The organism is Bradyrhizobium sp. ORS 285 (assembly GCF_900176205.1).
In the GTDB taxonomy this organism is placed as follows: Bacteria; Pseudomonadota; Alphaproteobacteria; order Rhizobiales; family Xanthobacteraceae; genus Bradyrhizobium.
On record NZ_LT859959.1, the window covers coordinates 2,381,005 to 2,407,093 of the forward strand.

General features: G+C 66.8%; 23 protein-coding genes. 19 read left to right on the forward strand and 4 right to left on the reverse strand.

Annotated elements, in window-relative coordinates:
* Positions 1 to 82 precede the first annotated feature (82 nt).
* The 19 genes from BRAD285_RS10775 (at position 83) to BRAD285_RS10865 (ending at position 21,263) form a co-directional block, all read left to right on the forward strand.
* Complete coding sequence (locus BRAD285_RS10775) at positions 83 to 1,093, forward strand: branched-chain amino acid ABC transporter permease (protein ID WP_006609913.1); 1,011 nt, start codon at positions 83 to 85, stop codon at positions 1,091 to 1,093.
* 1 nt (position 1,094) lies between these two features.
* On the forward strand, positions 1,095 to 2,186 hold the full coding sequence (locus BRAD285_RS10780) for a branched-chain amino acid ABC transporter permease (protein WP_006609914.1): 1,092 nt from the start codon (positions 1,095 to 1,097) through the stop codon (positions 2,184 to 2,186).
* Positions 2,179 to 2,961 (forward strand): ABC transporter ATP-binding protein, encoded by a 783-nt coding sequence (locus BRAD285_RS10785; RefSeq protein WP_006609915.1) that lies wholly within the window; start codon positions 2,179 to 2,181, stop codon positions 2,959 to 2,961. Before BRAD285_RS10780 ends, BRAD285_RS10785 begins: the two co-directional genes overlap by 8 nt.
* On the forward strand, positions 2,954 to 5,173 hold the full coding sequence (locus tag BRAD285_RS10790; RefSeq protein ID WP_006609916.1) for an ABC transporter permease: 2,220 nt from the start codon (positions 2,954 to 2,956) through the stop codon (positions 5,171 to 5,173). Before BRAD285_RS10785 ends, BRAD285_RS10790 begins: the two co-directional genes overlap by 8 nt.
* A 5-nt stretch (positions 5,174 to 5,178) precedes the next feature.
* The gene (locus BRAD285_RS10795) at positions 5,179 to 6,024 is read left to right on the forward strand and encodes a phosphoenolpyruvate hydrolase family protein (protein ID WP_006609917.1); all 846 of its coding nucleotides are present in this window, start codon (positions 5,179 to 5,181) and stop codon (positions 6,022 to 6,024) included.
* A 75-nt stretch (positions 6,025 to 6,099) separates the two neighbouring features.
* Positions 6,100 to 8,988, forward strand: a complete 2,889-nt coding sequence (locus BRAD285_RS10800; protein WP_006609918.1) for a flotillin family protein — start codon at positions 6,100 to 6,102, stop codon at positions 8,986 to 8,988.
* A 6-nt stretch (positions 8,989 to 8,994) separates the two neighbouring features.
* Positions 8,995 to 9,432, forward strand: a complete 438-nt coding sequence (locus BRAD285_RS10805) for an SRPBCC family protein (protein WP_006609919.1) — start codon at positions 8,995 to 8,997, stop codon at positions 9,430 to 9,432.
* A 4-nt stretch (positions 9,433 to 9,436) separates the two neighbouring features.
* A complete protein-coding gene (locus BRAD285_RS10810; RefSeq protein WP_006609920.1) occupies positions 9,437 to 9,880 on the forward strand; it encodes an SRPBCC family protein in 444 nt (147 codons plus the stop codon).
* A 15-nt stretch (positions 9,881 to 9,895) separates the two neighbouring features.
* Entirely contained in the window at positions 9,896 to 10,717 is an 822-nt protein-coding gene (locus BRAD285_RS10815) for a xanthine dehydrogenase family protein subunit M (protein WP_006609921.1), read from the forward strand.
* 3 nt (positions 10,718 to 10,720) lie between these two features.
* On the forward strand, positions 10,721 to 11,197 hold the full coding sequence (locus BRAD285_RS10820) for a (2Fe-2S)-binding protein (RefSeq protein WP_006609922.1): 477 nt from the start codon (positions 10,721 to 10,723) through the stop codon (positions 11,195 to 11,197).
* A gap of 12 nt (positions 11,198 to 11,209) precedes the next feature.
* Positions 11,210 to 12,775: a xanthine dehydrogenase family protein molybdopterin-binding subunit gene (locus BRAD285_RS10825; protein WP_006609923.1), complete on the forward strand. Its 1,566-nt coding sequence runs from the start codon at positions 11,210 to 11,212 to the stop codon at positions 12,773 to 12,775.
* 1 nt (position 12,776) lies between these two features.
* Entirely contained in the window at positions 12,777 to 13,799 is a 1,023-nt protein-coding gene (locus BRAD285_RS10830; protein ID WP_006609924.1) for a xanthine dehydrogenase family protein molybdopterin-binding subunit, read from the forward strand.
* Positions 13,800 to 13,805: 6 nt separating this feature from the next.
* Positions 13,806 to 14,687: a MoxR family ATPase gene (locus BRAD285_RS10835; RefSeq protein ID WP_006609925.1), complete on the forward strand. Its 882-nt coding sequence runs from the start codon at positions 13,806 to 13,808 to the stop codon at positions 14,685 to 14,687.
* Positions 14,684 to 15,802 (forward strand): VWA domain-containing protein, encoded by a 1,119-nt coding sequence (locus BRAD285_RS10840; protein WP_006609926.1) that lies wholly within the window; start codon positions 14,684 to 14,686, stop codon positions 15,800 to 15,802. Before BRAD285_RS10835 ends, BRAD285_RS10840 begins: the two co-directional genes overlap by 4 nt.
* Entirely contained in the window at positions 15,799 to 16,686 is an 888-nt protein-coding gene (locus BRAD285_RS10845) for an amidohydrolase (RefSeq protein WP_006609927.1), read from the forward strand. Before BRAD285_RS10840 ends, BRAD285_RS10845 begins: the two co-directional genes overlap by 4 nt.
* A 39-nt stretch (positions 16,687 to 16,725) precedes the next feature.
* The gene (locus BRAD285_RS10850; RefSeq protein WP_006609928.1) at positions 16,726 to 17,574 is read left to right on the forward strand and encodes an MBL fold metallo-hydrolase; all 849 of its coding nucleotides are present in this window, start codon (positions 16,726 to 16,728) and stop codon (positions 17,572 to 17,574) included.
* A 9-nt stretch (positions 17,575 to 17,583) separates the two neighbouring features.
* A complete protein-coding gene (locus BRAD285_RS10855; RefSeq protein ID WP_006609929.1) occupies positions 17,584 to 19,167 on the forward strand; it encodes an isochorismatase family protein in 1,584 nt (527 codons plus the stop codon).
* A gap of 3 nt (positions 19,168 to 19,170) precedes the next feature.
* Positions 19,171 to 19,797 carry an FMN-dependent NADH-azoreductase gene (locus BRAD285_RS10860; RefSeq protein WP_006609930.1) on the forward strand — a complete coding sequence of 209 codons (627 nt, stop codon included), beginning with the start codon at positions 19,171 to 19,173 and terminating at the stop codon, positions 19,795 to 19,797.
* Positions 19,798 to 20,015: 218 nt separating this feature from the next.
* Positions 20,016 to 21,263 (forward strand): amidohydrolase family protein, encoded by a 1,248-nt coding sequence (locus tag BRAD285_RS10865; RefSeq protein WP_006609931.1) that lies wholly within the window; start codon positions 20,016 to 20,018, stop codon positions 21,261 to 21,263.
* 652 nt (positions 21,264 to 21,915) lie between these two features.
* Here the strand turns inward: BRAD285_RS10865 and BRAD285_RS10870 are convergent.
* The 4 genes from BRAD285_RS10870 to BRAD285_RS10885 all read right to left on the reverse strand — a co-directional run bounded on the left by BRAD285_RS10870 (position 21,916) and on the right by BRAD285_RS10885 (position 26,027).
* The gene (locus tag BRAD285_RS10870; RefSeq protein WP_085962756.1) at positions 21,916 to 22,800 is read right to left on the reverse strand and encodes an ABC transporter ATP-binding protein; all 885 of its coding nucleotides are present in this window, start codon (positions 22,798 to 22,800) and stop codon (positions 21,916 to 21,918) included.
* Positions 22,785 to 23,672, reverse strand: coding sequence for an ABC transporter permease (locus BRAD285_RS10875; protein ID WP_006609933.1), 888 nt, complete (start codon positions 23,670 to 23,672; stop codon positions 22,785 to 22,787). The genes BRAD285_RS10870 and BRAD285_RS10875 overlap by 16 nt, the downstream gene beginning before the upstream one ends.
* Positions 23,669 to 25,084, reverse strand: coding sequence for an ABC transporter substrate-binding protein (locus BRAD285_RS10880; RefSeq protein WP_006609934.1), 1,416 nt, complete (start codon positions 25,082 to 25,084; stop codon positions 23,669 to 23,671). The genes BRAD285_RS10875 and BRAD285_RS10880 overlap by 4 nt, the downstream gene beginning before the upstream one ends.
* Positions 25,085 to 25,247: 163 nt before the next feature.
* On the reverse strand, positions 25,248 to 26,027 hold the full coding sequence (locus BRAD285_RS10885) for a Crp/Fnr family transcriptional regulator (protein ID WP_006609935.1): 780 nt from the start codon (positions 26,025 to 26,027) through the stop codon (positions 25,248 to 25,250).
* Between the last annotated feature and the right edge of the window lie 62 nt (positions 26,028 to 26,089).

Here is a 26,089-nt window from a genome sequence, read left to right on the forward strand (position 1 = left end):
CCGGCGTCACCGGCGATCTTCGGCTGCACGCGCGACGCCGTTGTGAAGACGGCGCCGGTTTCCTCGACGTGAGGGGGCGCCGATGAGCGGCTTCATCGAGCGCCGGCCGATCTGGTCCCTCGTCATTCTGATTGCCTTCGCGTGTCTTGCTTGGCTGATCATCGCGGTGTGGCCGCCGGGGCTGGAAGAGGCGATCGGCCGCAAGAAGGTGTTCCTGAGCGCCGTGTTCAACGGGATCACGCTGGGTGGACTCTACTTTCTGGTCGCGAGCGGATTCACCCTGATCTTCGGCCTGATGCGCAACGTCAACCTTGCGCACGGCTCGCTGTATCTGTTCGGCGGCTATGTCGGCTACGGCGTCTCGGCCGCGACCGGCTCGTGGATCCTGGCCTTCATTGCGGCCTTCATCGTCGTCGCTGTCGTCGGCGTGCTGCTTCAGCTGCTCGTGTTTCGCCGCATGGAGGGGCAGGACCTGCGGCAGACCATGGTGACGATCGGGCTGTCGATCGTGTTCGCTGATCTCATGCTGTGGGCGTTCGGCGGCGACTTCTATCAGATCCAGACGCCGGCCTGGCTGATCGGACCGGTCCAGCTGCCGCTGATGACGGCAATGAAGTCGTCCGGCGAAGCGGTGTTCCTGCAATATCCGCTGGTGCGGCTCGTGATCTTCTGCGGCTCGGTGGTGATCGGCGTGCTGATGTGGCTCGCGCTGAACCGCACGCGGGTCGGCATGATCGTCCGCGCCGGCGTCGACGACCGCGAGATCCTCGCCGCGACCGGCGTGCAGATCCAGCTCGTCTTCGTCCTGGTGTTCGCGCTCGGCGCGGGATTGGCCGGCATCGCCGGCGTGGTCGGCGGGACGTTCCAATCGATCTCGCCGGGAGAGGATACACGGTTCCTTCTTGCGTCGCTGGTCGTGGTCATCGTCGGCGGTATGGGATCGATCCCGGGCGCGGCGCTCGGCGCTGTCATCATCGGGCTCGCCGAGCAGCTCGGCTCGGTCTACATCCCGACCTATGCGATCGTCGTGACGTTCCTGATCATGGTCCTGGTGCTCGCGCTGCGGCCCCAGGGCCTTCTGGCGAGGCGATGAGATGTCGCTGATCCAGGAAGCGCGGGCGAGGGAGGGCATGGTCGGACCACGCGGTGCCGTGGGCCAGCCGGCTACGTGGTCCGTCACCGAGCATCCATGGGCCTGGGCGGTGGCGGCCTTGCTGCTGATCATGCCGCTCATCGCAAACGGCTTCTTCCTGATCGAGATCTTCGGCACGACCCTGATTCTCGGCACGATTGCGCTGAGCCTGATGTTCCTCGCCGGCTATGGTGGCATGGTCAGCCTGATGCAGCTCACCATCGCTGGCTTTGCCGGCTACATGGTCGCGGTCTTCGGCGTCAGCGGCAACGCCACTATCAGCCTGGGCTGGCCGTGGTGGCTGGCGACGCCGATGGCGCTGGTGCTCGCGGTGCTGTTCGGCACGCTCGGCGGCGCGCTCGCCGTGCGGACCGAAGGCATCTACACCATCATGATCACGCTCGCGATCGGCGCGGCGTTCTACTATTTCACCAACCAGAACTGGGGGATCTTCAACGGCCATACCGGCATCAACACGATCGCGACGCCGCATTTTCTTGGCATCAACTGGCGCAGCGATATCGCGTTCTATTATCTGATCCTGGTGGTCGCCGCGCTGTGTTACTTCGCCGTACTGTATCTGTCCCGCGCGCCGTTCGGTCTGGCACTGCAGGGCGTGCGCGACAATCCCCCGCGCATGGCCGCGCTCGGCTTCAACGTCAATGCACATCGGATTGCGGCCTACGCGTTTGCCGCGCTGATCGCCGGCCTCGGCGGGGTGCTGCAGGTCTGGAACTATCGGCAGATCTCACCGGGCTCGGTCGCCGTCGAACGCTGCATCGACATTCTGATCGTCGCGGTCGTCGGCGGCGTGACCCGGCCGGTCGGCGCCTATATCGGCGCCTTCATCTTTGTCATCCTGCGCACCTTCGCGCTCGACTTCCTGGTCAAGGTCGGCCTCGACGGCAACCGCTTCCGTTTGCTGATCGGCCTCGGCTTTCTCGCCATCGTGTTTTTCTCGTCCGACGGCGTCGTCGGCCTCTACGAGCGCTGGCGCAAGCGCGGCCAAGCCAAGGAGACGCGGCCCCGACCGGGAGGGCACGGCCATGGATAGGGTGGCGGACCGGCTCTCGGCCCTCGGCTCGACGGCGGCGCTCGAATTGCGCGGCGTGACCCGGATGTTCGGCGCGTTGGCTGCGCTGACGGACATCACCATTACGGTCCGGCCCGGCGAGCGCCGCGCGGTGCTGGGCTCCAATGGCGCCGGCAAGACGACGCTGTTCAACTGCGTCACCGGCGACTTCCTGCCGACCTCCGGGACGATCCGCTTCTTCGGCGAAGACGTCACCGCGTTTCCGCCGTATGAGCGCATCCGCCGCGGCTTGCGCCGGACGTACCAGATCTCGGCGCTGTTCCTTGGGCTCACGGTCCGCGACAACGTCTATCTGGCCTGCCGTGGCGTGTCGCGGGCGCGCTTCTCGATGCTGCGTCCGAGCGTCAGCGACGCGCTGATGCAGTCGACCGAGCGGCTGATCGAGGCTGTGCATCTGACGTCGGTGCGCGATCAACTGGTGTCGGAGCTCGCCCATGGCCAACAGCGCCAGCTCGAGATCGCGCTGGCGCTGGCCGGCGCCCCGCGCTTCATCCTGTTCGATGAGCCGGCGGCTGGCCTGTCGCCGACCGAGCGGCGCGAACTGGTGGAGATCCTGACCGCGCTGCCGCCGCATATCGGCTACATCATCATCGAGCACGACATGGATGTCGCGCTGCGCGTCGTCGAGAGCGTCACGATGATGCACAACGGCCGCATCTTCAAGGAGGGCGCGCCGCACGAGATCGAGTCCGATCCGGAGGTGCAGGAGCTGTATCTGGGAGGCGGTCATGAATGATCGCAGCCGCTCCGCGCCCGCGCTCGAGGTCCGCGGCCTCGACGTCTACTATGGCCATTCGCATGCGCTGCAGGGCGTCGACCTCCGGCTCGACAGCGGCGTGTTCTCGCTGGTCGGCCGCAACGGCATGGGCAAGACCACGCTGTGCAAGGCGATCATGGGTCTGCTGCGGCCATCCGGCGGATCGGTGCGGCTGCGCGGCGAGGATATCACCGGGCTCAATCCGGCGCGCATCGCGCGGCTCGGCCTCGGCTACGTGCCGCAGGGGCGGCGTCTCTGGCGCTCGCTCAGCGTCGATGAGCATCTGCGGCTCGCGGCCGGGCTGCGCCGCGGCGCCTGGACGGTCGAGCGGGTCTACGAGACGTTTCCGCGGCTGGCCGAGCGACGCAACAATGGCGGCGGGCAGCTCTCCGGCGGCGAGCAGCAGATGCTGGCGATCTCGCGCGCGCTGCTGACCAATCCGCAGCTCCTGATCATGGACGAGCCCACCGAGGGGCTTGCGCCGGTCATCGTCGCCCAGGTCGAGGAGATGCTCATCCGGCTCGGCCAGGACGGTGACATCGCGGTGCTGGTGATCGAGCAGAATATCGGCGTCGCTACCGCGATCTCGCCGCGCGTCGCGATCATGGTCAACGGCCGGATCAACCGCATCATCGACTCTGCGCGGCTTGCGGCTGATCGCGAACTGCAGCAGCGCCTGCTCGGCGTCGGCCAGCATGCGGGCGACGAGACCGATCTCGGCACCGAGCAGGCGAGGGAGGAGCCGGTCGCTCGTGCGGCAATGCCCGCGCCGCCAAAGGCCGCTCCGGTCAAGGTCTACGTCTCCAATCCCGTGCTGCCGACGCGCTGGTCGCAGCCGGTGCCGATCGCGCAGATTGAGGCCAAGGCGCGCACCGTCTCGACCAGCGTCACGCGGCTCGATGAGGCGGCGCGCGTCGGACGCGAGCGCGTTGCACCGGGCTCGTCCGGTCCGCCTGCGGTGATCGTGGCCGGTACGCTCGACACCAAGGGCGAGGAGCTGCGGTTCATCCACGACATCATTGCCGGCCACGGCCTCCGCACGCGGCTTGTCGATGTCTCCACCAGCGGCAAGCATGCGAGCTGCGACGTCTCGGCCCAGGAGGTCGCGCTCAATCATCCGCGCGGCGGCTCGGCCGTGTTCGGCTCCGACCGCGGGCAATCCGTGGCGGCAATGGCCGACGCCTTTGCTCGCTGGCTGCGGCGGCAGGACAATGTCGCCGGGATCATCTCGGCCGGCGGCTCCGGCGGTACGTCGCTCGTGGCCCCCGGCATGCGCGAGCTGCCGGTCGGTGTGCCCAAGCTGATCGTCTCGACAGTCGCCTCGGGAGACGTCGGCGCCTATGTCGGTCCGGCCGATATCGCGATGATGTACTCGGTCGCCGACGTGCAGGGGCTGAACTCGATCTCGCGTGCCGTGCTGAGCAACGGCGCGCATGCGTTGGCCGGAATGGTCGCGGCGCGGCAGCAGCAGTCGGCCGCCACTGATCGCGCCAAGCCGCAGCGCGCCGCGCTCGGGATCACCATGTTCGGCGTCACCACGCCGGCGGTGCAGAAGATCACGGCGGAGCTGCGCGACGATTACGAATGCCTGGTGTTTCACGCCACCGGCGTCGGCGGCCGCTCGATGGAGAAGCTCGTGGACTCCGGGATGCTCGCCGGTGTGATCGATCTCACCACCACCGAGGTCTGCGATCTGCTGATGGGCGGCGTGTTTCCCGCCACCGAGGATCGCTTCGGCGCCATCATCCGTTCGCGCGTACCCTATGTCGGCTCTGTCGGTGCATTGGACATGGTGAATTTCGGCGCGCCCGACACAATCCCCGAACGCTATCGCGGCCGCAAGTTTCACGTCCACAATCCGCAGGTCACGTTGATGCGCACCACGCCTGCAGAGAATGCGGAGATGGGGCGCTGGATCGGCGAGCGGCTCAATCGCATGGATGGCCCGGTCAGGTTCTTCCTGCCCGAGAAAGGCGTCTCCGCGCTCGACGCGCAGGGGCAGCCGTTCTTCGATCGCGAGGCGGACGAGGCGCTGTTCCGTAGCCTCGAGCAGACGGTGCGGCAGACGTCGACGCGGCGGATCATTCGCGTGCCGCATCACATCAACGACAATGAGTTCGTCGCCACGATCGTCGCCGCCGTCAGGCCGATGCTCGGGCGGCTGCCGGCGCGGCGCAGACAGGCGAGGTGATGGGCATGCCGAGATATGAGCGCGCACCGCTGCTGAAGAAGTTCCGCGACATGGTCCGTCGCGGCGTGCCGATCATCGGCGGCGGCGCCGGCACCGGACTGTCGGCGAAATGCGAGGAGGCGGGCGGCATCGACCTGATCGTGATCTACAATTCCGGCCGCTACCGCATGGCCGGCCGCGGCTCGCTGGCCGGGCTGATGGCCTATGGCGACGCCAATGCGATCGTGATCGAGATGGCCGCCGAGGTGCTGCCTGTCGTGAAGAACACGCCGGTGCTCGCGGGCGTCAACGGCACCGACCCGTTCCGCGACATGGATGTCTTCCTCGACCAGCTCAAGACGCTTGGATTCACGGGAGTACAGAACTTCCCGACGGTCGGCCTGATCGACGGCACCTTCCGCGCCAATCTCGAGGAGACCGGCATCTCCTATGCGCTGGAGATCGACATGATCGGCCGCGCCCACGACAAGGATCTGCTGACGACGCCTTACGTCTTCAACGAGGCGCAGGCCACCGGCATGGCGATCGCCGGCGCGGACATCATCGTCTGCCATCTCGGCCTGACCACCGGCGGCTCGATCGGCGCGCAGACCGCGCCGAAGCTGGAAGACTGTCCCGGTCTGATCGACAGCTGGGCGTCAGCGGCGCTCAGCGTCAATCCGGAAATCCTGGTGATGGCGCATGGCGGCCCGATCGCCGAGCCGGCCGATGCCGACTTCATCATGAAGCACACGAAGAACTGCCACGGCTTCTACGGCGCCTCCTCGATGGAGCGGCTGCCGGTGGAGCGGGCGCTGACCGAGCAGGTGAGACATTTCAAGGCAATCAGCTCGCGGCCGCGCCGCGTCTGAGGTGACAACAGGAGATCCAGCAGCGATGGCGCCTGGCGCCGCGCTCGCCGGACAGGAGATTGAGGGAGGAATGCAATGTCCGGGGCATTGATCGGTGAGCTGATCTTGTGGCTGATCATTGCGATCATCGTCATCGTGGTCGCCGTCTACATCGTCAACTGGCTCTACCACCGCTCCTCGAAGGAGGTCTCCTTCGTCCGCACCGGCTTCATGGGCGAGCGCGTGGTCATCAACGGCGGCGCCTTCGTGATGCCGTTCATTCACGACTATACGCCGGTCAACATGAACGTGCTGCCGATGGGCATCACGCGCGCGAGGCAGGACGCGGTGATCACCCGCGACCGCATGCGGGTCGATGTCGAGGCCGACTTCTACGTCCGGGTGCAGCCGACCCGCGAGGCGGTCTCGATCGCGGCCGCGACGCTCGGCCGCCGGACGCTCGAACCGGAAAAGCTGCACGCGCTGCTCTCCGGCAAGTTCATCTCCGCCCTGCGCTCCGTGGCAGCCGAGATGACGATGGAGCAGATGCACGAGCAGCGCGGCGACTACGTCTCCCGCGTGAAGGCCGCCGCCTCCGAGGCGCTGGCGCAGAACGGGCTTGAGCTTGAATCCGTCGCGATCACCGATCTCGACCAGACCGATCTGGAGTTCTTCAACCCGTCGAACCGGTTCGATGCCGAAGGCCTGACCCGGCTGATGGAGGACATCGAGAGCAAGCGCAAGCTGCGCAACGACATCGAGCAGGACTCGATGATCAAGATCCGCACCCGCAACCTGGAGGCCGAACGCGAGGCGCTGGAGATCGAGCGCGAGAGCGAGACCGCGCGGCTGGAGCAGGAGCGCGACATCGAGATGCGCCGCGCCTTGCAGCGGACGGAGGTGGCGCGCGAGCGGGCGCTGCGCGAGACCGAAGCGGAGCAGGCGCAGATCTCGGCGCGTGAGGCGATCGAGAAGGCCCGCATCGCCAACGAGCTGACGATCGCGGAGGCGCGGATCGCGGCCGAGCGCGAAACGCGGCAGCGCGAGATCGAGCGCACGCGCGCGGTCGAGGAGCGCGAGCTCTTGGCGCGCGAGGACATCGAGAAAGCACGGATCGCCAATCAGCGCGCCATCGACGCTGCCCGCATCGAGTCCGAGCGTGAGGTGCGCCAGCGCGACATCGAGCGGACGCGAACGATCGAAGAAGCCGAGATCGCCGCGCGCGAAGCGGTGGAGAAGGCGCGCATCCAGCAGGACCGTGTCGTCTCCGATGCGCGGATCGCCAATGACGAGGAGACCCGCCGCCGCGAGATCGAGCGCACCCGCGCGATCGAGCAGGCGGAGATCGCGGCGCGCGAGGCGACGGAAAAGGCGCGCATCGCGCAGACCATGATCGTCAATCTGGAGCGGATCAGCTCCGACGAGCGGACGCGCGCCACCGAGATCGCGCAGGTGCGCGCGATCCAGCAGGCGGAGATCGAGGCGCAGAAGGCGGTTGAAGCCGCCCGCATCGCACGCGAGCAGGCGCTGTCGGCGGAACGTATTGCTGCCGAGCACGCGACACGCAAGCTGGAGATCGAGCGCAATCAAGGTATCGAGATCGCCGGCATCGCCGCGCGGGAGGCGACGGAAGCGAGCCGCATTGCGCAGGAAGAGCGGGTGCGCGCACTGGAGATCGCCCGCGTCAGGACCATCGAAGAGGCCGACATTGCTTCGCGCGAGGCGATCGAGGCGGCGCGGATCGCGCAGGAGCAGGCGGTCGCCGCCAAGCGCATCCTCTCCGAGCAGGAAACGCGCAGCCTGGAGATCTCGCGCACCGAAGCCGTCGAGGCTGCCGATCTCAAGCGGCGCGAAGCCGTCGAGCGGCGGCGCATCGAGGTCGAGTTGGCGCTGGAGGCCGAGCGCATCGCTTCGTCGCGGACGCGTGAGGTGCTCAACATCGATCAGAAGAAGGCGATCGAGCTGGCCGATGAAATCAGAGTGATCGAGCTCGCGGCCAAGCGCGCCGAGCGCATCGATGCCGACCGTCAGGTGAAGGAAGCCGAGATCGTCGCGCGCAAACAGGTCGAGACCGCCGACGTCTCGCGCGAGCAGGCGCTGGAGGCGGTCCGGCTGGAGCGCCGCCGGGCCATCGAGCAGCTCGAAGTGGCGCGCGTGCAGTCGCTGCAGGAGGCCGAGATCGCCGCCCGCGAGGAGGTCGAGCGTGCGCGCATCGCATCCGATCGCGGCCTCGACGAGGCCCGCATCGGGAGGGAACGCGAGCTGCGCAAGCTCGAGGTCAACCGCGAGAAGGACGTCGAGACGGCGCTGATGGAGAAGGCGATCGCGCTGTACCAGAAGTCGCTGGAGGAGTCCGCGGCCAAGGTGACGGCGGAGGAGGCGCGCACGCGCGCGACCGAGGCCGCGGAGAAGGTGATCACGGCACGCGAGAGCGAGATCGCCCGACGCCGCAAGACGGTCGAGGTGCTGCTCGCCGAGAAGCAGGCGGAGGAGACCCGCATCGCCGCCGAGGCCGAGCGCGTGCGCGCGGCGGTGGAAGCCGAAGCGCAGCGGCTGCTCAACGAGGCCGAAAACGTGCTGACCGACCAGGCGCGCTACTCGCTGTTCCGCCGCAAGTTGCTCGACCGCATTGAGGGCATCGTGCGTGAGAGCGTCAAGCCGATGGAGAAGATCGAAGGCATTCGTATCCTCCAGGTCGACGGCCTCAATGGAAATGGCGGCGGCAATGGCGGAAGAAGCGCGACCGACGAGGTGATCGACTCGGCGCTGCGCTACCGCGTGCAGGCGCCGCTGATCGACTCCATCCTCTCCGACATCGGCGTCGAGGGCGGCAGTCTCGCCAAGATGCCGGGCCTGATCCGCGAAGCCAGGGACATGCAGGGCATCCGCAAGGACACGGCGGCGCGCAAGGATGCCGGCGGCGGAGCCGGCGACGGAACACCGACCGAGCCGTCGGGCGACCGTGGTCCGCGCAAGAAGGGTTGATGCGAGATGGCGAGGGTTTACGTCTCCACGGTCGTCAATGCGCGCAATGATCGGGTCTGGGCGCGTGTCCGCGATTTCAACGGCCTGCCGAATTGGCATCCGGCCATCGCCGAGAGCCGCATCGAGGGCGGCGAGCCCGCCGACAAGATCGGTTGCGTCAGGGATTTTCGTCTGCGCAACGGCGATCGTATCCGCGAAAAGCTGCTCGGCCTGTCCGACTACGACATGTTCTGCACCTACTCGATCCTGGAATCGCCGATGGGCGTGTCGAACTACGTCGCCACCTTGCGGCTGACGCCGGTGACGGACGGCGACAAGACGTTCCTGGAATGGACGGCCGAGTTCGACTGCGCGCCGGAGCGCGAGGCCGATCTGGTCGGCTCGATCGGCGGCGGCGTGTTCCAGGGTGGCTTCGATGCGCTCAAGCGCGCCTTCGGAGGCTAGCGCCGTGCCGCACGTCGTCAAGAGCACCATCGTCGATGCCCCCACCGATCGGGTGTGGGAGGTGCTGCGCGACTTCAATGGCCACGATCGCTGGCACCCGGCGGTCGCGACCTCGGCGATCGAGCGCTCGCAGACGTCCGACAAGATCGGCTGCGTCAGGCGCTTCCGGCTCCAGGACGGCTCGGAATTGCGCGAGCAGTTGCTCGCGCTCTCCGACCTCGAACAGAGCTTCAGCTACTGCCTGCTCGATACCCCGGTCCAGCTCTTCAACTACGTCGCCCATGTCCGGCTGCTGCCGGTCACTGACGGCGACCGCACGTTCTGGCACTGGGAGAGCCGTTTCACGACTCGGCCCGAGCAGACCGAAGCGCTGACGCGCATGGTAGCGGAAGACATCTACCAGGCCGGCTTCGAGGCGATCCGCTCGCATCTGAAGCAGGCGGCATGAACGAGAGGTGAGCCGATGCCGGTGACGGTCAGGACATTCCAGGCGCTGAGCGAGGCGGCGTCCGCGCTGTCGTCGGATCGCGCGGCGCGCTATCTCGGCGGCGGCACGCTGGTGATGCGTGATCTCAACGAGGGTGACGTCTCGATTGGGACCGTGGTCCGCGCCACCGACCGCGCCTTGCAGGGCATCGAAGCCGCCGGCGCGCGTGTGCGCATCGGCGCCGGCGTCACCTTCGCGCGTGTGCTGGCCGAGCGCGAACTCGCCTTCCTGCATCCGGCCGCGCGCTCGATCGGCGGCCCGGCGGTGCGCAACATGGGCACCGTCGGCGGCAACCTGTTCGCGCCAGCGCCGTTCGGCGACTTCACGGTGGCGCTGCTGGCGCTCGACGGCATGATCTCGCTGCAGGGCGGCTTCGGGTTGCGCGACATGCCGCTCGAGGAATTCCTGCAATCGCGCGACCGTCAGGCGGGTGCGCTGGTCGTGGCCGTATCCTGCATCCGGCCCGTATCGGCCGATGCATTCCGCTACCGCAAGATCGCGCGCATCAAGCCGAAGGGCGGCTCGGTCATCACGCTCGCGGCGCACCTCCCGCAGAGCGGCGGCCGCGTCACCGGCGCGCGCATCGCACTGGGGTCGATGGCACCGACCGCGATCCGCGCCAAGGCCGCCGAGCGCGCGCTGGAAGGCCGGCCGCTCGATGCCAGCGCGATGAGTGCGGCGGCCGCCGCAGCAGGCGAGGGCACGTCGCCAGCCGATAACTCGCTGGCGAGCGCGTGGTACCGCCGCGAGGTTGTCGGCGTGCATCTGCGGCGGTTGTTGTCGGGACAGGAGAGCTAGGTCATGGCGAAAACTCCGCTGCAGTTTCGCCACAACGGACGCGATGTCGCGCTGTTCGTCGATGGCGGTACCAATCTTCTGGTCGTGCTCCGAGAAATGCTCGGTGACGTGACGCCAAAATTCGGCTGCGGGCAGGGCGGCTGTGGCGCCTGCACCGTGCTGATTGATGGCGAGGCGCACCTCTCCTGCCTGACGCTCGCCGAGACCGTCGAGGGCCGCGCGGTCGAGACGCTCGACGGCATCAAGTCCGGGCCGAACCTGCATCCGCTGCAACGCGCCTTCGCGGAAGGGTTTGCCGCGCAATGCGGCTTTTGCACGCCGGGCATGCTGATGGCCGCCAAGGCGCTGCTCGATCGCAATCCGCAGCCGAGCCGCGAGCAGGTGGTGGAGGCGATCTCCGGCAACATCTGCCGCTGCACCGGCTACGAGCCGATCATCAATGCGGTGCTGGCGGCGGCCGCATCGCGCGCGAGCGCCTGAGGGGAGAGCGTCATGCTGGAACTGCGCAAGGACATCTTCGCCGACGAGCGCGACGACAATCTCAACGAGGTCGGCAAGGGTACGCAGCGCCAGGATATGCTGGGCCACGTCACCGGCACCTCGACCTATTTCAATGACCACAAGCTGCAGGGCATGCTGCATCTGCGTGTCGTGAGATCCACGCAGCCGCATGCGAGGCTGCGCCGCGTCGACACCAGCGAGGCCGAGCGAAGCGAGGGCGTCCGGCGGGTCATCAAGGGCGCCGATGTGCCGCGCAATCTCAACACGCTGCTCAGCCTGATCAATTTCGGCAAGGACGACGAGCCGACGCTGGCCGTCGACAAGGTGCGCTATCGCGGCGAGCCGATCGTCGCCATTGTCGCCGACACGCCGCGTGCGGCTGCCGAGGCGGCGGCCAAGGTGCGCGTCGACTACGAGGCCTTGCCGGCGGTGTTCGATGTCGAGGAGGCGCTGAAGCCCGGCGCGCCGACGGTCAACGAGACCTATCCGAAGAACACCTTCACCTATCACGAGCGCTACGATCATCAGAAGCTGCGGTTCGGCGATGTCGAACGCGGGTTTGCTCAGGCCGATCACGTGCTGGAGCAGCGTTACCAGATGTCGCCGATCGAGCATGCGCCGGTCGAGACCAACGGCTCGATTGCCGCGCCCGACACCAACGGGCGCTACGTCGTCTACACCTCCACCCAGGCGCTGTTCTTCTCGCTCGACACCTGCGCCAAGATCCTCGATCTGCCGTCGAACACGTTCCATTTCATCGGCGGCACCGTCGGCGGCGGCTTCGGCGGCAAGGTCGACACCTTGACCGAGCCGCTCGCGATCCTCGCGGCGATGCTGACCGGGCGGCCGGTGCGCTATTTGTTCGGGCGCGAGGAGGAGATGCAGTTCGGGCCGCCGCGCGGCGCCGAGCGGATCTACATCAAGGACGGCGTGATGCGCGACGGCCGCATCGTCGCGCGCCAGATCCGCGGCTATTTCGACTCCGGCGCGTACACGCGGCTGTCGAGCTACGCCGTTGTCAAATGCGCCGCGCATCTGCCTGGGCCGTATACGATCCCGAATGTTCATGGCGACATCTACTGCGTCTTCACCAACCGCACGCCGGCGACCGCGATGCGCGGCTTCGGCATCACCGGCATGGACTTCGCGCTCGAATGCCAGATGGACAAGCTCGCGCATCTCATTGGCATGGACCCCATGGAGTTCCGTATCCTCAATGCGTACCGCGACGGCGACATGAAGGCGCATCGGCGCGAGGCCAAGAACACCGCGCTGATCGAATGCGTGCAGGTCGCAGCGGAGAAGGCGAAGTGGCCGATCCGCGAGGAGTTCCGCCGGATGTCGTCGCGCAAGGATGGTGGCGGGGCGCGAGCCGCGGTGCCGCCCCCACCCCGCGAGCCCGTGCAGCCGCGGTCTGTGCCCGCGCAGCAGCGCACCAGCTACGACCGCGGGCTGCCCATCTCACCGCCCGAGCCGCCGCCACCACCGAGCCCGGCGCCATCGCCGGGACACGGTGCGACGCGGTTCTCATCCGTCTTCGGCACGAGGAGGCGCTGACATGACCCGATACCGCGGCCGCGGCATGGCGGCAATCAACTATCCCATCGGCATGAATCTCGGTGGCGATCCGAGCCAGGCGCTGGTGCATTCCAATCCTAGCGGCAAGTTCACGGTGGCGCTGTCGTCGATCGATCTCGGGCAAGGCATGAAGTCGGTGACGCGGCAGATCTGCGCCGAGACGCTCGGCGTGCCCGTCGAGGACGTCTATGTCGACACGGCGGACTCCGACACGGGCCCGCATTGCATGGGTTCGTTCGCCTCGCGCGGCACGCATCGCGTCGGCAATGCCGTGATGGCCGCTGCCAAGGAGGCGCGCGGCGTCATGATGGAGGCGGCGGCAGAGGAACTCGAGGTCAACGCCAGCGACCTCGAGACCGATGGCCGCGGCAACATCCACGTCAGGGGCGCGCCGCATCGCTCGATCTCGGTGAAGGATGTCGCCATCGCCGCGCAGTTCCGCCAGGGCAAGACCATCTCCGGCCGCGGCATTTTCCTGGTGCCGCTGTCGGACGTCGATCCCGAGACCGGCGAGATGTCGCCGGCGACCTGCTACGCGCACGCGTGTCTGGTTGCGGAGGTCGACGTCGATGACGAGACCGGCGAGGTCGGCGTGATCAGGATGGACAGTGCTTATGAGCTCGGGCGAGCGCTCAACCCACGTCTTGTCGAGCAGCAGTTGGTCGGTGGCGCTTGGATGGGGATGAGCCACGCGCTGTATGAGACCACCGAGCCGTATTATCCCGATCCCAGGCAGGGCCCGCGCGACTTCGTCGAATATCTGATGCCAGGACCCGGCGACATCTGTCCGCACGACATCGCGGTGCTGGAGCGGCCCGCGCCCGACGGCCCGTTCGGCGGCAAGGGACCGGGCGAGATGTGCGCCAACCCGGTGCTTCCGGCAATCGCGAATGCGATCTTCAATGCGGTCGGCGTGCGCATCGATGAGCTGCCGATCACGCCGGAGAAGGTGCTGCGCGCGATCAAGGCGCAGGGCGGCGCGCGGCCGCAAACGCGGCGGTGACGGCGCATGGTGGTCCGAAGCAACATCGTCGGCATCGACTCGCCGCAGGCGCTGGAAAAGGCGCTGCGCGCGGCCTATTACCTCGCCGATGACGGGCTCTCCACCGCCGCCTATCTCGCGCTCGCGCTCGGCAAGCCGCTGCTGCTCGAAGGCGCGCCCGGCGTCGGCAAGACCGAGGCTGCGAAAGCGATCGCCGCAGTGCTCGGCCGCAAGATGATCCGGCTGCAATGCTACGAGGGCATCGACGCGGCAGCGGCGCTGTACGAGTGGAACTACCCGCGCCAGATGCTCGCGATCCGCCAGGCCGGCGAGGAGAGCATCGACATTTACGGCGAGAGCTTCCTGATCGAGCGGCCGATGCTGGCCTGCCTGCGCGCGCCGGACTCCACTGTTCTCCTGATCGACGAGATCGATCGCGCCGACCAGGAGTTCGAGGCCTTCCTGCTCGAATTCCTCTCCGACTTCCAGATCTCGATTCCCGAGCGCGGCACGGTACGCGCGGCCGAGCGGCCGATCGTGGTGCTGACCTCGAACCGGACCCGTGACCTGCATGAAGCGCTGCGTCGCCGCTGTGTCTATCATTGGATCGATTATCCCGATGCGGAACGCGAAGCGCGGATCGTGATGATGCGCGCCTCCAGCGTCGCTGAAGGAACGGCGCGGGCGGTGGTGTCGGCGGTGGCGAAGCTTAGGCGCGAGCCTTTGAGCAAGGCGCCCGGGATCGCCGAGGCCGTCGATTGGGCCGAGGCGGCGACCTTGCTGAACCGGACCGGCGCGCGCTGGCCTGATGCATTCAAGCGATCCATCGGTGTCGCGCTGAAGGATGAGGAGGATCTGTCCTTCGTCGCGCCGCGGCTGGACGCGCTGCTAGCGGAGGCGACGACATGAGCGAGGTCCGCTTGCCACGCGCCACCGGGATCTTCGTGACCTTCGCCGCCCTGCTGCGGCGGAACGGCTTTGCCGTTGCACCCGAGCAGACTACGGCCTTCCTCGCCGCGATCGAACTGCTCGGGCCGGCCAGTCTCGACGATATCAGGCGTGCGGGAGCCGCGACCCTGGCGCCGCCGCCGGAGCGGCTCTGCACCTATCATCTGCTGTTCGACATTCATTTCGGCGTGAGCGAGGCGACGGCCCTCAGCGAGAGCGACCAGCAGGATGACGTCATCCGGCTGCAGGAGGAGGGCGACGACGGCGTCGATCCCGACAGCACGCAGGAGCAGAACGAGTCCGGGCTCGCGGCCACGCAAGCCGAGGCGCTGGTCGCGCGCCGTCTTGCGGCCACGAGCGGCGGCAATGCCTTGCAGCGTCTCGCACGGCAGGCGCGTGCAAAGCTGCCGAAGCGGCGCGGCCACCGCCGAATGCGCGCGCGGCGCGGCAGCTTCGTCGATTTGCGTCGAACCTTGCGCGAGAGTGTGCGCCGCGACGGCGAAGTGCTGTCGCTGCGGCGGCTGAAGCGGCGGCCGCGGCTGCGCCGTCTGTTGTTGTTGATCGACGTCTCCGGCTCGATGAAGGCGCGCACCGAGGACAACATGCGGCTGGCCCACGTGCTGGTGCAAGCCATCCCGCACGTTGAGGTGTTCACGCTCGGCACGCGGCTGACTCGCATCACACGCCCGCTGCGCCTGAAGCGGCGCGAGCAGGCGCTGCTCGCGGCCTCTCATCTGGTCAGCGATTGGGACGGCGGCACGCGGATCGGCGAGGCGCTGCAGGCCTTTCTCGCGGTGCCGCGCTTCTCGACTTACGCCCGTGGTGCAGCGGTCCTGGTGATCTCCGATGGACTGGAGCGCGGCGATCATCAGGTGCTCCGCGAGGCCGTGTGGAAGCTGTCGCTGCGTGCCTGGCGCGTGAGCTGGCTGACGCCGCTGGCGACCGGGCCCGGCTTCAAGCCGCAGACGGAGGCGCTGCAGGCGATCGCCCCATTCGTCGACGATATCGTTCCCGGCGGCTCCGACGACGTCATCGTCTCGCATGTGCTGTCGCTGGCGCAGAGGAGGGCGGCATGAGCGGATATGTAGATGCGCATCATCATATCTGGCGCCAGGCCGATCTGCCTTGGCTCGTCGGCCCGATGCAGCCGCGCATCTTTGGCCCGTACGAGCCGATCCGACGCGACTATCCGATCGAGGAATACATCGATGATATCGCCGGCAGCGGCGTGACCCAGTCGGTCTACGTCCAGACCAACTGGGCCAAGGACGGTTTCGAGAACGAGGCCGCGTGGGTGCAGCGAACTGCCGATCAGCACGGCTTTCCCCACGCCATCGTCGCCTATGCCGATCTCGCCGTCGAAGATGCCCGACCGCAATTCGATCGGCTCGCGCGCTATCCGCTGCTGCGCGGCGTCCGGATGCAGCTGCACTGGCACGAGAACCCGCTGTATCGCTTCGCTGCGTCTCCGGATCTCTGCAGCCACCCGACGATCCGCGCCAACATCGCGCGGCTGGCCGACTATGGCTGGTCGTTCGACCTGCAGATGTTCGCCGGTCAAATGGCCGGTGCCGCCGCGCTGGCCGCGAGCTGTCCGTCTGTGACCTTCATCCTGCAGCACGCCGGCATGCTGGAAGACCTGTCTCCGGAGGGACGCGAGCAATGGCGCGCGGGCATGCAGCGGCTCGCGGCCTGCCGCAACGTCGTCAGCAAGCTCTCGGGCCTCGGCACCTTCATACGCCGCAACGATCCAGCGCATGTCGCCGATATCGTGCGCGAGACGATCGAGATGTTCGGTTCCGACCGCTGCCTGTTCGGCTCGAACTTTCCGATCGAAAAACTCTGGACCGACTATCGCGCGCTGGTCGCGAGCTACGAGGTAGCTATCAGCCATCTCGACGACCACGCGCGTGCGCTGGTGATGGGAGAGACCGCGCGGCGGGTCTACCGGCTGGGATGACGCTGCGCGCAACGACAACAAAAGCAACAGGGAACGCTCATGGCGCTGGAAATCAAGGTTCTCGACTATGGTGATATCGAGCTGGAATCGAGCTTCCTCGTGCTCGGGCGCGACTGCGGCCGTACCCGCCGGGTGCTCACGCTCGGATTCCTGATCCTCGGCGGCCCGTATCCGGTCGTGGTCGACACCGGCTATCGCTCCAACCAGATCATGGAGACGCTGGGCATGCGCGGGCTGCAGTATCATGAGAACATGATCGAGAACCAGCTCGCGCGGCACGGAGTGCGCATGGGCGACGTCCGCTACGTCTGCCACACCCATCTGCACATCGATCATGCCGGCAAGGACGATCTGTTCCCGATGAACACGACGGTGGTGCTGAACCGGCGCGAGCTGGAATATTCGGTGTCCGGATTGATGCATCCGCAATACCCGGCGCCCGACATCAAGCACCTGATCGACCGCCTGCACACCAAGAGCGCGCTGCGCTTTCTGGATCTTGAGCTCACCGGCGCGGTCGAGCTGATGCCGGGGGTGTATTGCGAGGCGGCCAACGCCCATACCGAGGGCTCGATGAACATCCACGTCCACACCGCCGACGGCATCGCCACGATCTGCGGCGACGTCATCTACGACTTCAACGACCAGATCGTGACGCCGTTCAACGAGATCCAGGACGCCGAGCCGCGTACGACCGGCAACCACGGCACCAGCAAGCGCGCCGAGAAGGCGGCGATCAAGAAGCTGCTGTCGAGCTCGCGCTATTTGCTGCCGATTCACGATCGCCCTGCCAAGATCGAGGGTGGCATGGTGGTAGGGCGGCTGCACGACCAGGTGCCGGGCCCGCTGGTGCAGTCGCTGCCGCAGCGGCACTGGTTTCCGGCGTGAGGACGCGCCATGACCCACGTTACCTTGCGCCCTGAGTTCGAGACCCTGATCGACCCCTACGCGCCGGTGGCGCAGGTCGCGACCGGCTTCGACTTCACGGAGGGGCCGATCTGGCATCCGGCCGAGCAGTTCCTGCTGTTCTCCGACATGCCTGCCGACGTCCGCCGCCGCTGGGACGCCAAGCGCGGCGTCGTCGAGATGCGGCGGCCGTCCAACAAATGCAACGGCATGACCTACGATGCCGAGCTCAACCTGATCGTCTGCGAGCACGCGACGTCGTCGCTGGTACGCGAGCGGCCCGACGGGCGGCGGGAGATCCTGGCGTCGCATTATCAGAACCAGGAGCTGAACAGTCCGAACGACGTCTGTGTGCATTCCAGCGGCGCGATCTATTTCTCCGACCCCTGGTACGGCCGCATGCCGGTCTTTGGCTTGGAGCGGCCGCGTCAGCTTGGCTTCCAGGGCGTCTACCGCGTGCCGCTGGGCGGCGGCGCGCCGCTTCTGCTGGTGGAGCGCAATCTGTTCGATCAGCCGAACGGGCTGTGCTTCTCGCCGGACGAGACGCTGCTCTATGTCAACGACACGGTGCAGGCGCTGATCCGGGTATTCGATGTCGGCAGCGATGGCAGCCTGTCGAACGGCCGCGTTTTCGCGAGCGGCATCCGCTCGGAGCTGGAGCCCGGCGTGCCCGACGGCATGAAATGCGACCAACGCGGCCATGTCTGGGTCACCGCGCCCGGCGGCGTCTGGGTCTATGCGCCCACCGGCGAACTTCTGGGCAAGGTGCGCGTGCCGGAGCTGGTCGCCAATCTCGCCTGGGGCGGCGCTGATTTCCGCACGCTCTATCTGACCGCCACGCATTCTGTCTATGCCATCGCGACCAAGGTCGGCCCGCGCCATGAACCTTACATGAGCGCGCGGCGGACGGCTGGACCCACATCGGCCGCGTCTTCTTCGACCGCGCCCGCGGCGCCGCAACTCGCCGGCGACATGCAGCTCGATCCGCGGCGCTGCGCGATGATCATCCAGGACCTGCAGAACGACGTCATCATGGATGGCGGCGCGTTCGCCGATTCCGGCGCGCCCGGGCATGCCAAGCAGCAGCGCGTGGTCGACAACGTGCGCCGGCTGGCCGAGGTCGCCCGCGCGCGCGGCGTCGTCATCATCTTCGTCTGGTTCGTCGTCGAGCCCGGCGCGCCCGGCGTGACCTTGAACGCGCCGCTGTTCGAAGGGCTGGTCGACAGCAGGGCGATGGTGCGCGGCAGTTGGGGCGCAGCGCCCGTCGCCGGCCTGGAGCCGCGCAGCGGGGACTTCGTCGTCGAGAAGATGCGGATGAGCGCGTGGGAGGGCACCAGGCTCGAGACCATCCTGAAGGCGACGGGGCGCGACGTCATCATCAATACGGGCGCGTGGACCAACATGTCCGTGGAGCACACCGCGCGCACCGGCGCCGACAAGGGCTACTTCATGGTGGTGCCGGAGGACTGCTGCTCGACGATGAACGCGGACTGGCACAATGCCGCGATCAACTTCGCCCTTCAGAACGTGTCCGTCGTCACCAATGCCGATGCGGTCATCAAGGCGCTGGGGTAGGGCATGCCCAAGCTGTTTCATCTCGTTGCCTCGCCGCGCGCGGACTCCGGGTCGAGCGCTGGCGCGCGCGTCTTCCTCGGCCGCTTCAGGCAGGTGCGGCCGGGCTTCGACATCGACGAGATGAATCTCTGGCGCGAGAATCTGCCGGAGTTCGACGGCGAGATCCTGCAGGCGAAGTATGCGCGCATGGGCGGGCGCGCCTTCACCGAGGGCCAGCGCGCAGCATTCGCCATGGCAGAGCGCATGGCGGTGCGGCTCGATCTCGCTGACCGCGTCGTGATCTCGACGCCGATGTGGAATTTCGGCATCCCCTACAAGCTCAAGCACTGGCTCGACATCATCAACCAGCCCGGGCTCACCTTCCGCTTCGATCCCGTCAGCGGCTATCTCCCGCTGTTGAAGGACCGCCCGACGCTGGTGATCCTTTCGAGCGGCGGCGATTTCTCGACCGGCATGAGCCGCGGCCGGACGGATCTGGCGACGCCCTATCTGCGCGAGGCGCTGCGCTTCATGGGTCTGCGCGACGTCACCTTCGTCGCGATCGGGCCGACCAGCGGGCCGGCGGAGCACACCGGCGCGGCGCGCGAGCGCGCCCACCGCCGTCTCCTGGACATGGCCGCGCGCTTCTGAGCGGACGCTCGCATCCCAGCTCATGATAGCGCCTATGCGCGAGAGAGCCTTGCGCCGCGGGCGAGGTGCGGGGCATCTTGACGCGACGTGAGATGAGTCCGGTGTGCACGGTCCGGCCGAGGCGCGGCCCGGCTCGAGCTGCGGGATGGGCAGGGCGGCGGGCTCGCTCTGGACTGCACGTATGAAGGGACCTCTGGTCCTGCGCAAGGAAACTGCCGATGCCGACGATCCTGTTCGAGAATGCCGCTTTGCTCGATCCGCTGCAGCCCGACTTGAGCGAGGGCATGCATGTGCTGGTCGAGGACGGCCTGATCAAGGAGGTCTCGGACAGGCCGCTGCAGGGGAGCGCGGAGCGGAGGATCGATCTCAAGGGCAAGACGCTGATGCCCGGCCTGATCGATTTGCATGTGCATGCGATCGCGGTCGAGCTCAATCTGGCGCAGCAAGTGCAGATGCCGAACGTGCTGGTCACCCTGCGCTCGGCGCTGATCCTGCGTGGCATGCTGCGGCGGGGCTTCACCACCGTGCGCGATGCCGGCGGCGCCGGCTATGCGCTCAAGCAGGCGGTCGACACCGGGATCACCGAGGGCCCGCGGCTGTTCGTCTCCGGCCGCGCACTGAGCCAGACCGGCGGCCATGGCGACATGCGCCCGCGCACCGATTTCCTCTCCGACAACGCGCCGTGTCCGTGCTGCGTCCGGGTCGGCGCGCTGGCGCGCGTCGCCGATGGCGTCGATGGCGTGCGCAAGGCGGTGCGTGAGGAGCTGCAGATGGGCGCCGACCAGATCAAGATCATGGCCTCGGGCGGGGTGGCGTCGCCGACCGATCCGGTCGGCGCGTTCGGCTATTCCGAGGACGAGATCCGCGCCATCGTCGCCGAGGCGAGGGGACGCGGCACCTACGTGCTGGCGCATGCCTACACGGCCGAGGCGATCGCGCGCGCGGTGCGCTGCGGCGTTCGTACCATCGAGCACGGCAACCTCGTCGACCTGCCGACCGCGCGGCTGATGGCCGAGCACGGCGTCTACGTGATCCCGACGCTCGTCACCTACGAGGCGCTGGCCAATGAGGGCGCGCAATACGGCCTGCCGCCGGAGAGCGTCGCCAAGATCGCCGACGTGCGCGACGCGGGCTTGCGCTCGCTGGAGATCTATCGCGAAGCCGGCGTCAAGATGGGCTATGGCAGCGACCTCCTCGGTCCGTCGCAGCGCCTGCAGAGCGACGAATTCCGCATCCGCGCCGAGGTCCTCGGTACGCGCGAGGCGATCGCCAGCGCCACGGTGATTGGTGCCGAAGTGCTCGGCATGGAAGGCAAGCTCGGCCGCATCCAGCCCGGCGCGTTCGCCGATCTCCTCGTCGTCGACGGCAATCCGCTGCGCGACATCTCCTGCCTGCTCGGCCAGGGCGATCGCATTCCCCTGGTGATGAAGGCCGGCCAGGTCCACAGCGACAGGCTGAATACCTGAAGGCTGCTGTCGCTCGGGAGCGGCCGCCTGCCGCTCCCCGCGAGACGCATGACGGCAGCCTCGCGACGCCTCTTGCGTCCGAGCTGTGCAGATCGTTTCGCCCTTCATGAAGAGAGGGCGCGGGGAATGCCGGGTGCTGGCCGCACCCATGGCCCGCCTGCGAAAAAAAATGCAGGCGGCAGGAACCACAGGTTCAGCCGAGACAACCCGGCATTCCCCGCGCGATGGTTTTCACGCTTATCTCGCGCTCTCCTCGGTGTACCGGCTTGTTAGTCACCGTCGTCTTCCGGATCATCATCCCCGAAAGACTTGGCGCCAGCTTCGGGGCGCCAGGACCACGCGTCTTCACGTCCGCAGACTGCCGTTCGTCGGCGGGCTCTGAAAGCCCGCTGCAGCACGCCTGCAGCCACCGCATCCCGTGCCCTACGTCTCGTGACGATCGCGAAGCGCCCCTCTCGCGGGTCCGGGATGACCGCAGTCAATCACAAATTCCGAAAAGACGAAAGAGGAATATTTTCCGGTGCAGGACTGGACAGGCCAAATCAGCTTGAGATTGCTAAGGAAATAAGCTGCCCGGCGCAGCCCTGTTGATGCGACGACGCAGCATGGCGACTGATGGGCGCTCGTCCGATCCGAAGTTGCATGGTTGCGGTCAGAGAATGTCTGCGATCGAATGGCCCTGCAACTCGATGCCCAGGCCCTGCATGCCCAGGTCGGTGATCTCGCCGCCCATCGCTTTCAGGCTCTCCTCGCGGATCAGCGACATCAGCCCGCGGCGCAACGCCAGGAATTCCGACGACATCATCATCGATTGCTGGCGCGGCCGCTCCAGCGGGATCTGGATCTCGGCCTTGATCGAGCCGGGGCGCGCGGTCATGCAGTAGACGCGGTCGGACAGGAAGATCGCCTCGTCGATGTCGTGGGTCACGAACAGCACCGAGATCTTCAGCCGCTGCCACATGTTCGTGAGGATCTGCTGCATGATGATGCGGGTCTGGGCGTCGAGTGCACCAAACGGCTCGTCGAGTAGCAGCACCTTGGGGCCGGTCGCGAGCGCGCGCACGATGCCGACGCGCTGCTTCATGCCGCCCGAGAGACGTTCGGGGTAGTGGTTCTCGAACGCTTCGAGACCGGCGAGCCCGAGCAATGTGCGCGCGGCGCGGGCGCGCTCGAACTTGGGCATGCCGCGCATCTTCAAGCCGAACTCGACGTTCTCGCGCACGGTCTTCCAGGGAAACAGCGAATATTGCTGGAACACCATGCCGCGCTCGGCGCTCGGCCCGGTGACGGCCTGGCCGTCGACGGTGACGACGCCGCTGGTGGGCTTGAGGAAGCCGGCGACGGCATTGAGCAGGGTCGACTTGCCGCAGCCCGAAGGGCCCACGATCGAGACGAACTCACCGGGGGCGACATGGATCTGCGTGTCGGTGACGGCTTCGACCGCGCCGTCGATGGTCTCGTAGCTCAGGGCGAAGTTGCGGACGTCGATATGGCCCTGTCTCGTCTCCGCGGCAATCTGGCTCATCGCGACCTCCATGGCATCACCAATTGACCGGCGGCGCGGATCACCAGGCTGGAGCCGAGTCCGAGCACACCGATCGCGATCATGCCGAGCGCGATGTCGGCATATTGGACCAGCGAGTACGCCTCCCAGGTGAAGTAGCCGATGCCGAACTGTCCGGAGATCATCTCGGCCGCGATCAGCGACACCCATGCGACGCCCATGCCGACGGTGAGGCCGGTGAAGATGTGGGGCAGGGAAGCAGGGAAATAGACCTCGCGGAAGATCGAGGCCTCGCGCGCGCCGAGGCATTTGGCGGCGCGCACCAGCACCGGATCGACCAGCGTCATGCCGTGCAGCGTGTTGACCAGGATCGGGAAGAACGAGCCGAGGAAGGTGATGAAGACGATGCTCTGCTCGTTGGTCGGCCACAACATGATGGCCATCGGCACCCAGGCGATGGCGGGGATCGGGCGCAGCACCTCCGCGACCGGGAAGATGATCTCGTGCACCAGCTTGAAGCGGCCCATGATCAGGCCGAGCGGCACGCCGACCAGAGCGGCCAGCGAGAACCCGATGAAGATCCGGCGACAACTGAGCAGGATGTGCATCAGGAACTTCGGATCATGGATCGCCTTGGTGAAGCTCGCATAGACCGCCAGGGGCGCCGGCACGTTGGTGAACTTCACGAAGAAGACGACGCGGTAGGTCGTCAGCAGGTGCCAGGCGATCAGGAACAGGATCAGCGATGCGGTGCCGATCAGCAGGCCGCGCAGCCGGTCCTGGTTCAGCCGGAACCAGCGCGCGGCGCGGGCGGAGAACTCCGGCCGGCTCGGCGGGGTGGCGGCGGCAGGCGCGGCGGGCGCCGCAGCCTGCTCGGGCGATGTCATCAAAGCGGGGCTGCTCACGTCTTGCCTCCCGCTACCGCGAGCTTCACGGCCTCGTCAAGTCCCATCACCTTGCCGCCGATCGTTGCGGCGTAGGCCTCGGCATCTTTCTTCAGCAGGAAAGGCGCGATTTCGCCATTCGCGGCGGCGAAGAAGGCCTGGTCGGCGAACAGCTTGATGCCGCGGGCGGTGTCGAAGACATAGGCGACGTTGATCTTCTTGCCCTTGGCCTTGTAGTCGGCATAGGCGCCGAGCGTGCAGGCTGCGCTGCTGAAGGCGGAGATGCCCTCGCCATCGACCCAGACCTCGCCGGCCTTGCGCGGCTCGGTGATCGGCTTGTTGCAGAACTTGTCCTGGCCGGAGACCTCGTAGTTCGCAGTGCTGGCGAGCTCCTTGTCATAGTCGAGCTTCAGCTCGGCATAGGCCTTGCGGATATAGCTGTCGTCGACCCATTTCTTCGGATCGAACTCCTTCATGCGCCCGAGGCTCTGCAGCACCTTGACGTCGGTCGCGGCCGCATCGACCAGCGCCGGCTTGATCGTCGGATCGGTGGTCATATTGCCGCCGGGTCCGAGGAAGATGTAGACGACCTCCTTGTTGATCCCGGTCCATTCCTGGATCTTCTCGGCCGCCGCCTTCGGGTCCTGGCGGAGCCACTGGTTGGCGGCGATGACCGCCTTGACATAGGCGATCACGACCTCCGGATATTTCTCGGCGAAGTCGGTACGGACGACCACGCCGTGGAAGGTCGGCAGATTGGTCTGGACGCCGTCATAGATCTTGCGGGCAAAGCCGCGGAAGGGCAGCAACTCGGCGAACGGCACGAAGTCGGCATGGGCGTCGATCTTCTTTTCCTGCAGGTTGGTCGAGCCGACCTCCGGGGTCTGGCTGACGAGCTGGAAGAAGTCCGAGGGATAGCCGCCGTCCTGCAGCGCCTTGAGGACCATGCCATGTGCGGCCGAGCCGAACGGCACGCTGACCAGCTTGCCCTTGAGGTCCGATAGCTCGTAGTAGGGCGAGTCCTTGTGAACGACGATGCCGTTGCCCGAGCCGGACAGGCTGTAGGCGGCGACCGCAATCAGCCGGCTCTTGCTCTCGGGATTGGTCTCGAAGGTGAAGCCGTTCACGATCAGAGGATAGTCGCCCATCATGCCGAATTGCAGCTTGTTCGCCATCATGCCGTTGGTGACCGGCGGGCCTGACGTGAAGTTCTGCCACTCGATCTCGAACTTGATGTTGGCGTACTTGCCGTCCTTGGGGAGATACTTCTCCAACAGCTTGAGCTGCCGCACGATCGTGCCGGCGGTCACCGTGTTGGTCGTCGTGTCCTGGGTGCCGATTCCGATCGTGACCGTCTCTGCTGCGGCGGGCTGCGCTGCGATGAATGACAGGCAGGTGACGGACAGTATGAGCGCTTCAAGGCGGCGGACCATTCTCATCCCCGTTCGGTTGGATGGCTGATGGCGCCATGATGAAGGCCGCATCCGTGAGCGCAAATCCGGACTTCGGCTTGGGGTCGATTAGTTGCCGTCAAATCCCGGTTGCGTACTCCTTGGGCAACTTTGCTCCTGACAGCCGCTTGCATGAGCAGGCCGGCTAGTCGGCGGCCTGGCCGCGCATCTCGTCCAGGATATCGGGACGGCAGACCACGATCTGTGAGCGCTTCGTCCGGACGATGTTCTTCTCTTGCATCCGCTTCAGGCTGATCGTCACCCATTGCCGCGTGGCGCCGACCATGTGCGCGATGTCGGCATGGGTGAAGGCTGCAGCGATGACCTTGCCGTCGGGATCATCGACGCCGTAGAGGTCGACCAGATGCAGCAGGAGATGCGCGAGCCGCTCGGTGATGGAACGCGTGCCCAGCATTTGCGCCAGCGCGGAGTAGCACTTGCCCTTGAAGCTCAGGCCCTCGATCAGCCCGATCGCGAGGTTGGGGATGTCAGCGACCAGCGCGCGCAGCTCCTTGCCTGGAAGCTGAATGACACTGGCGTTGCTGGCCGCGACTCCAGACCATTGATGCACGCCGGTATCGAACACTTCCGGGCCGCCGACGAAATTGCCGACATGCCAATAGGCCAGCGTGATCTCGCGTCCCTGCGGCGAGGTGTAGAACACCCGGATGCGGCCGCTCTCGATCAGGAAGATGCCGTCATGTTTAGCGCCCTGGCTGAACAGCGTCTGGCCGCGGTTCAAGACCTTGCGGCGCCCCTGCTTGAGCACCTGCTCACGCTCACGCAGACTGAGCCTGTCGATCAGCGACGGCGGCCCGCCGATGGACTGCTGGCTTTCGCTGAGCAGAAGCGACGAACTGGTCACGGCGCGTGCGGATGTCAGGGGCGAGGGCACGGCTTCCGGTTTGGCCGCCTGCAGCAACATGTCTTGCCTCCGCATTGATCACGTTGATCAGAGGCGGAGCAATGTTCGTGCCATCCGGTGCG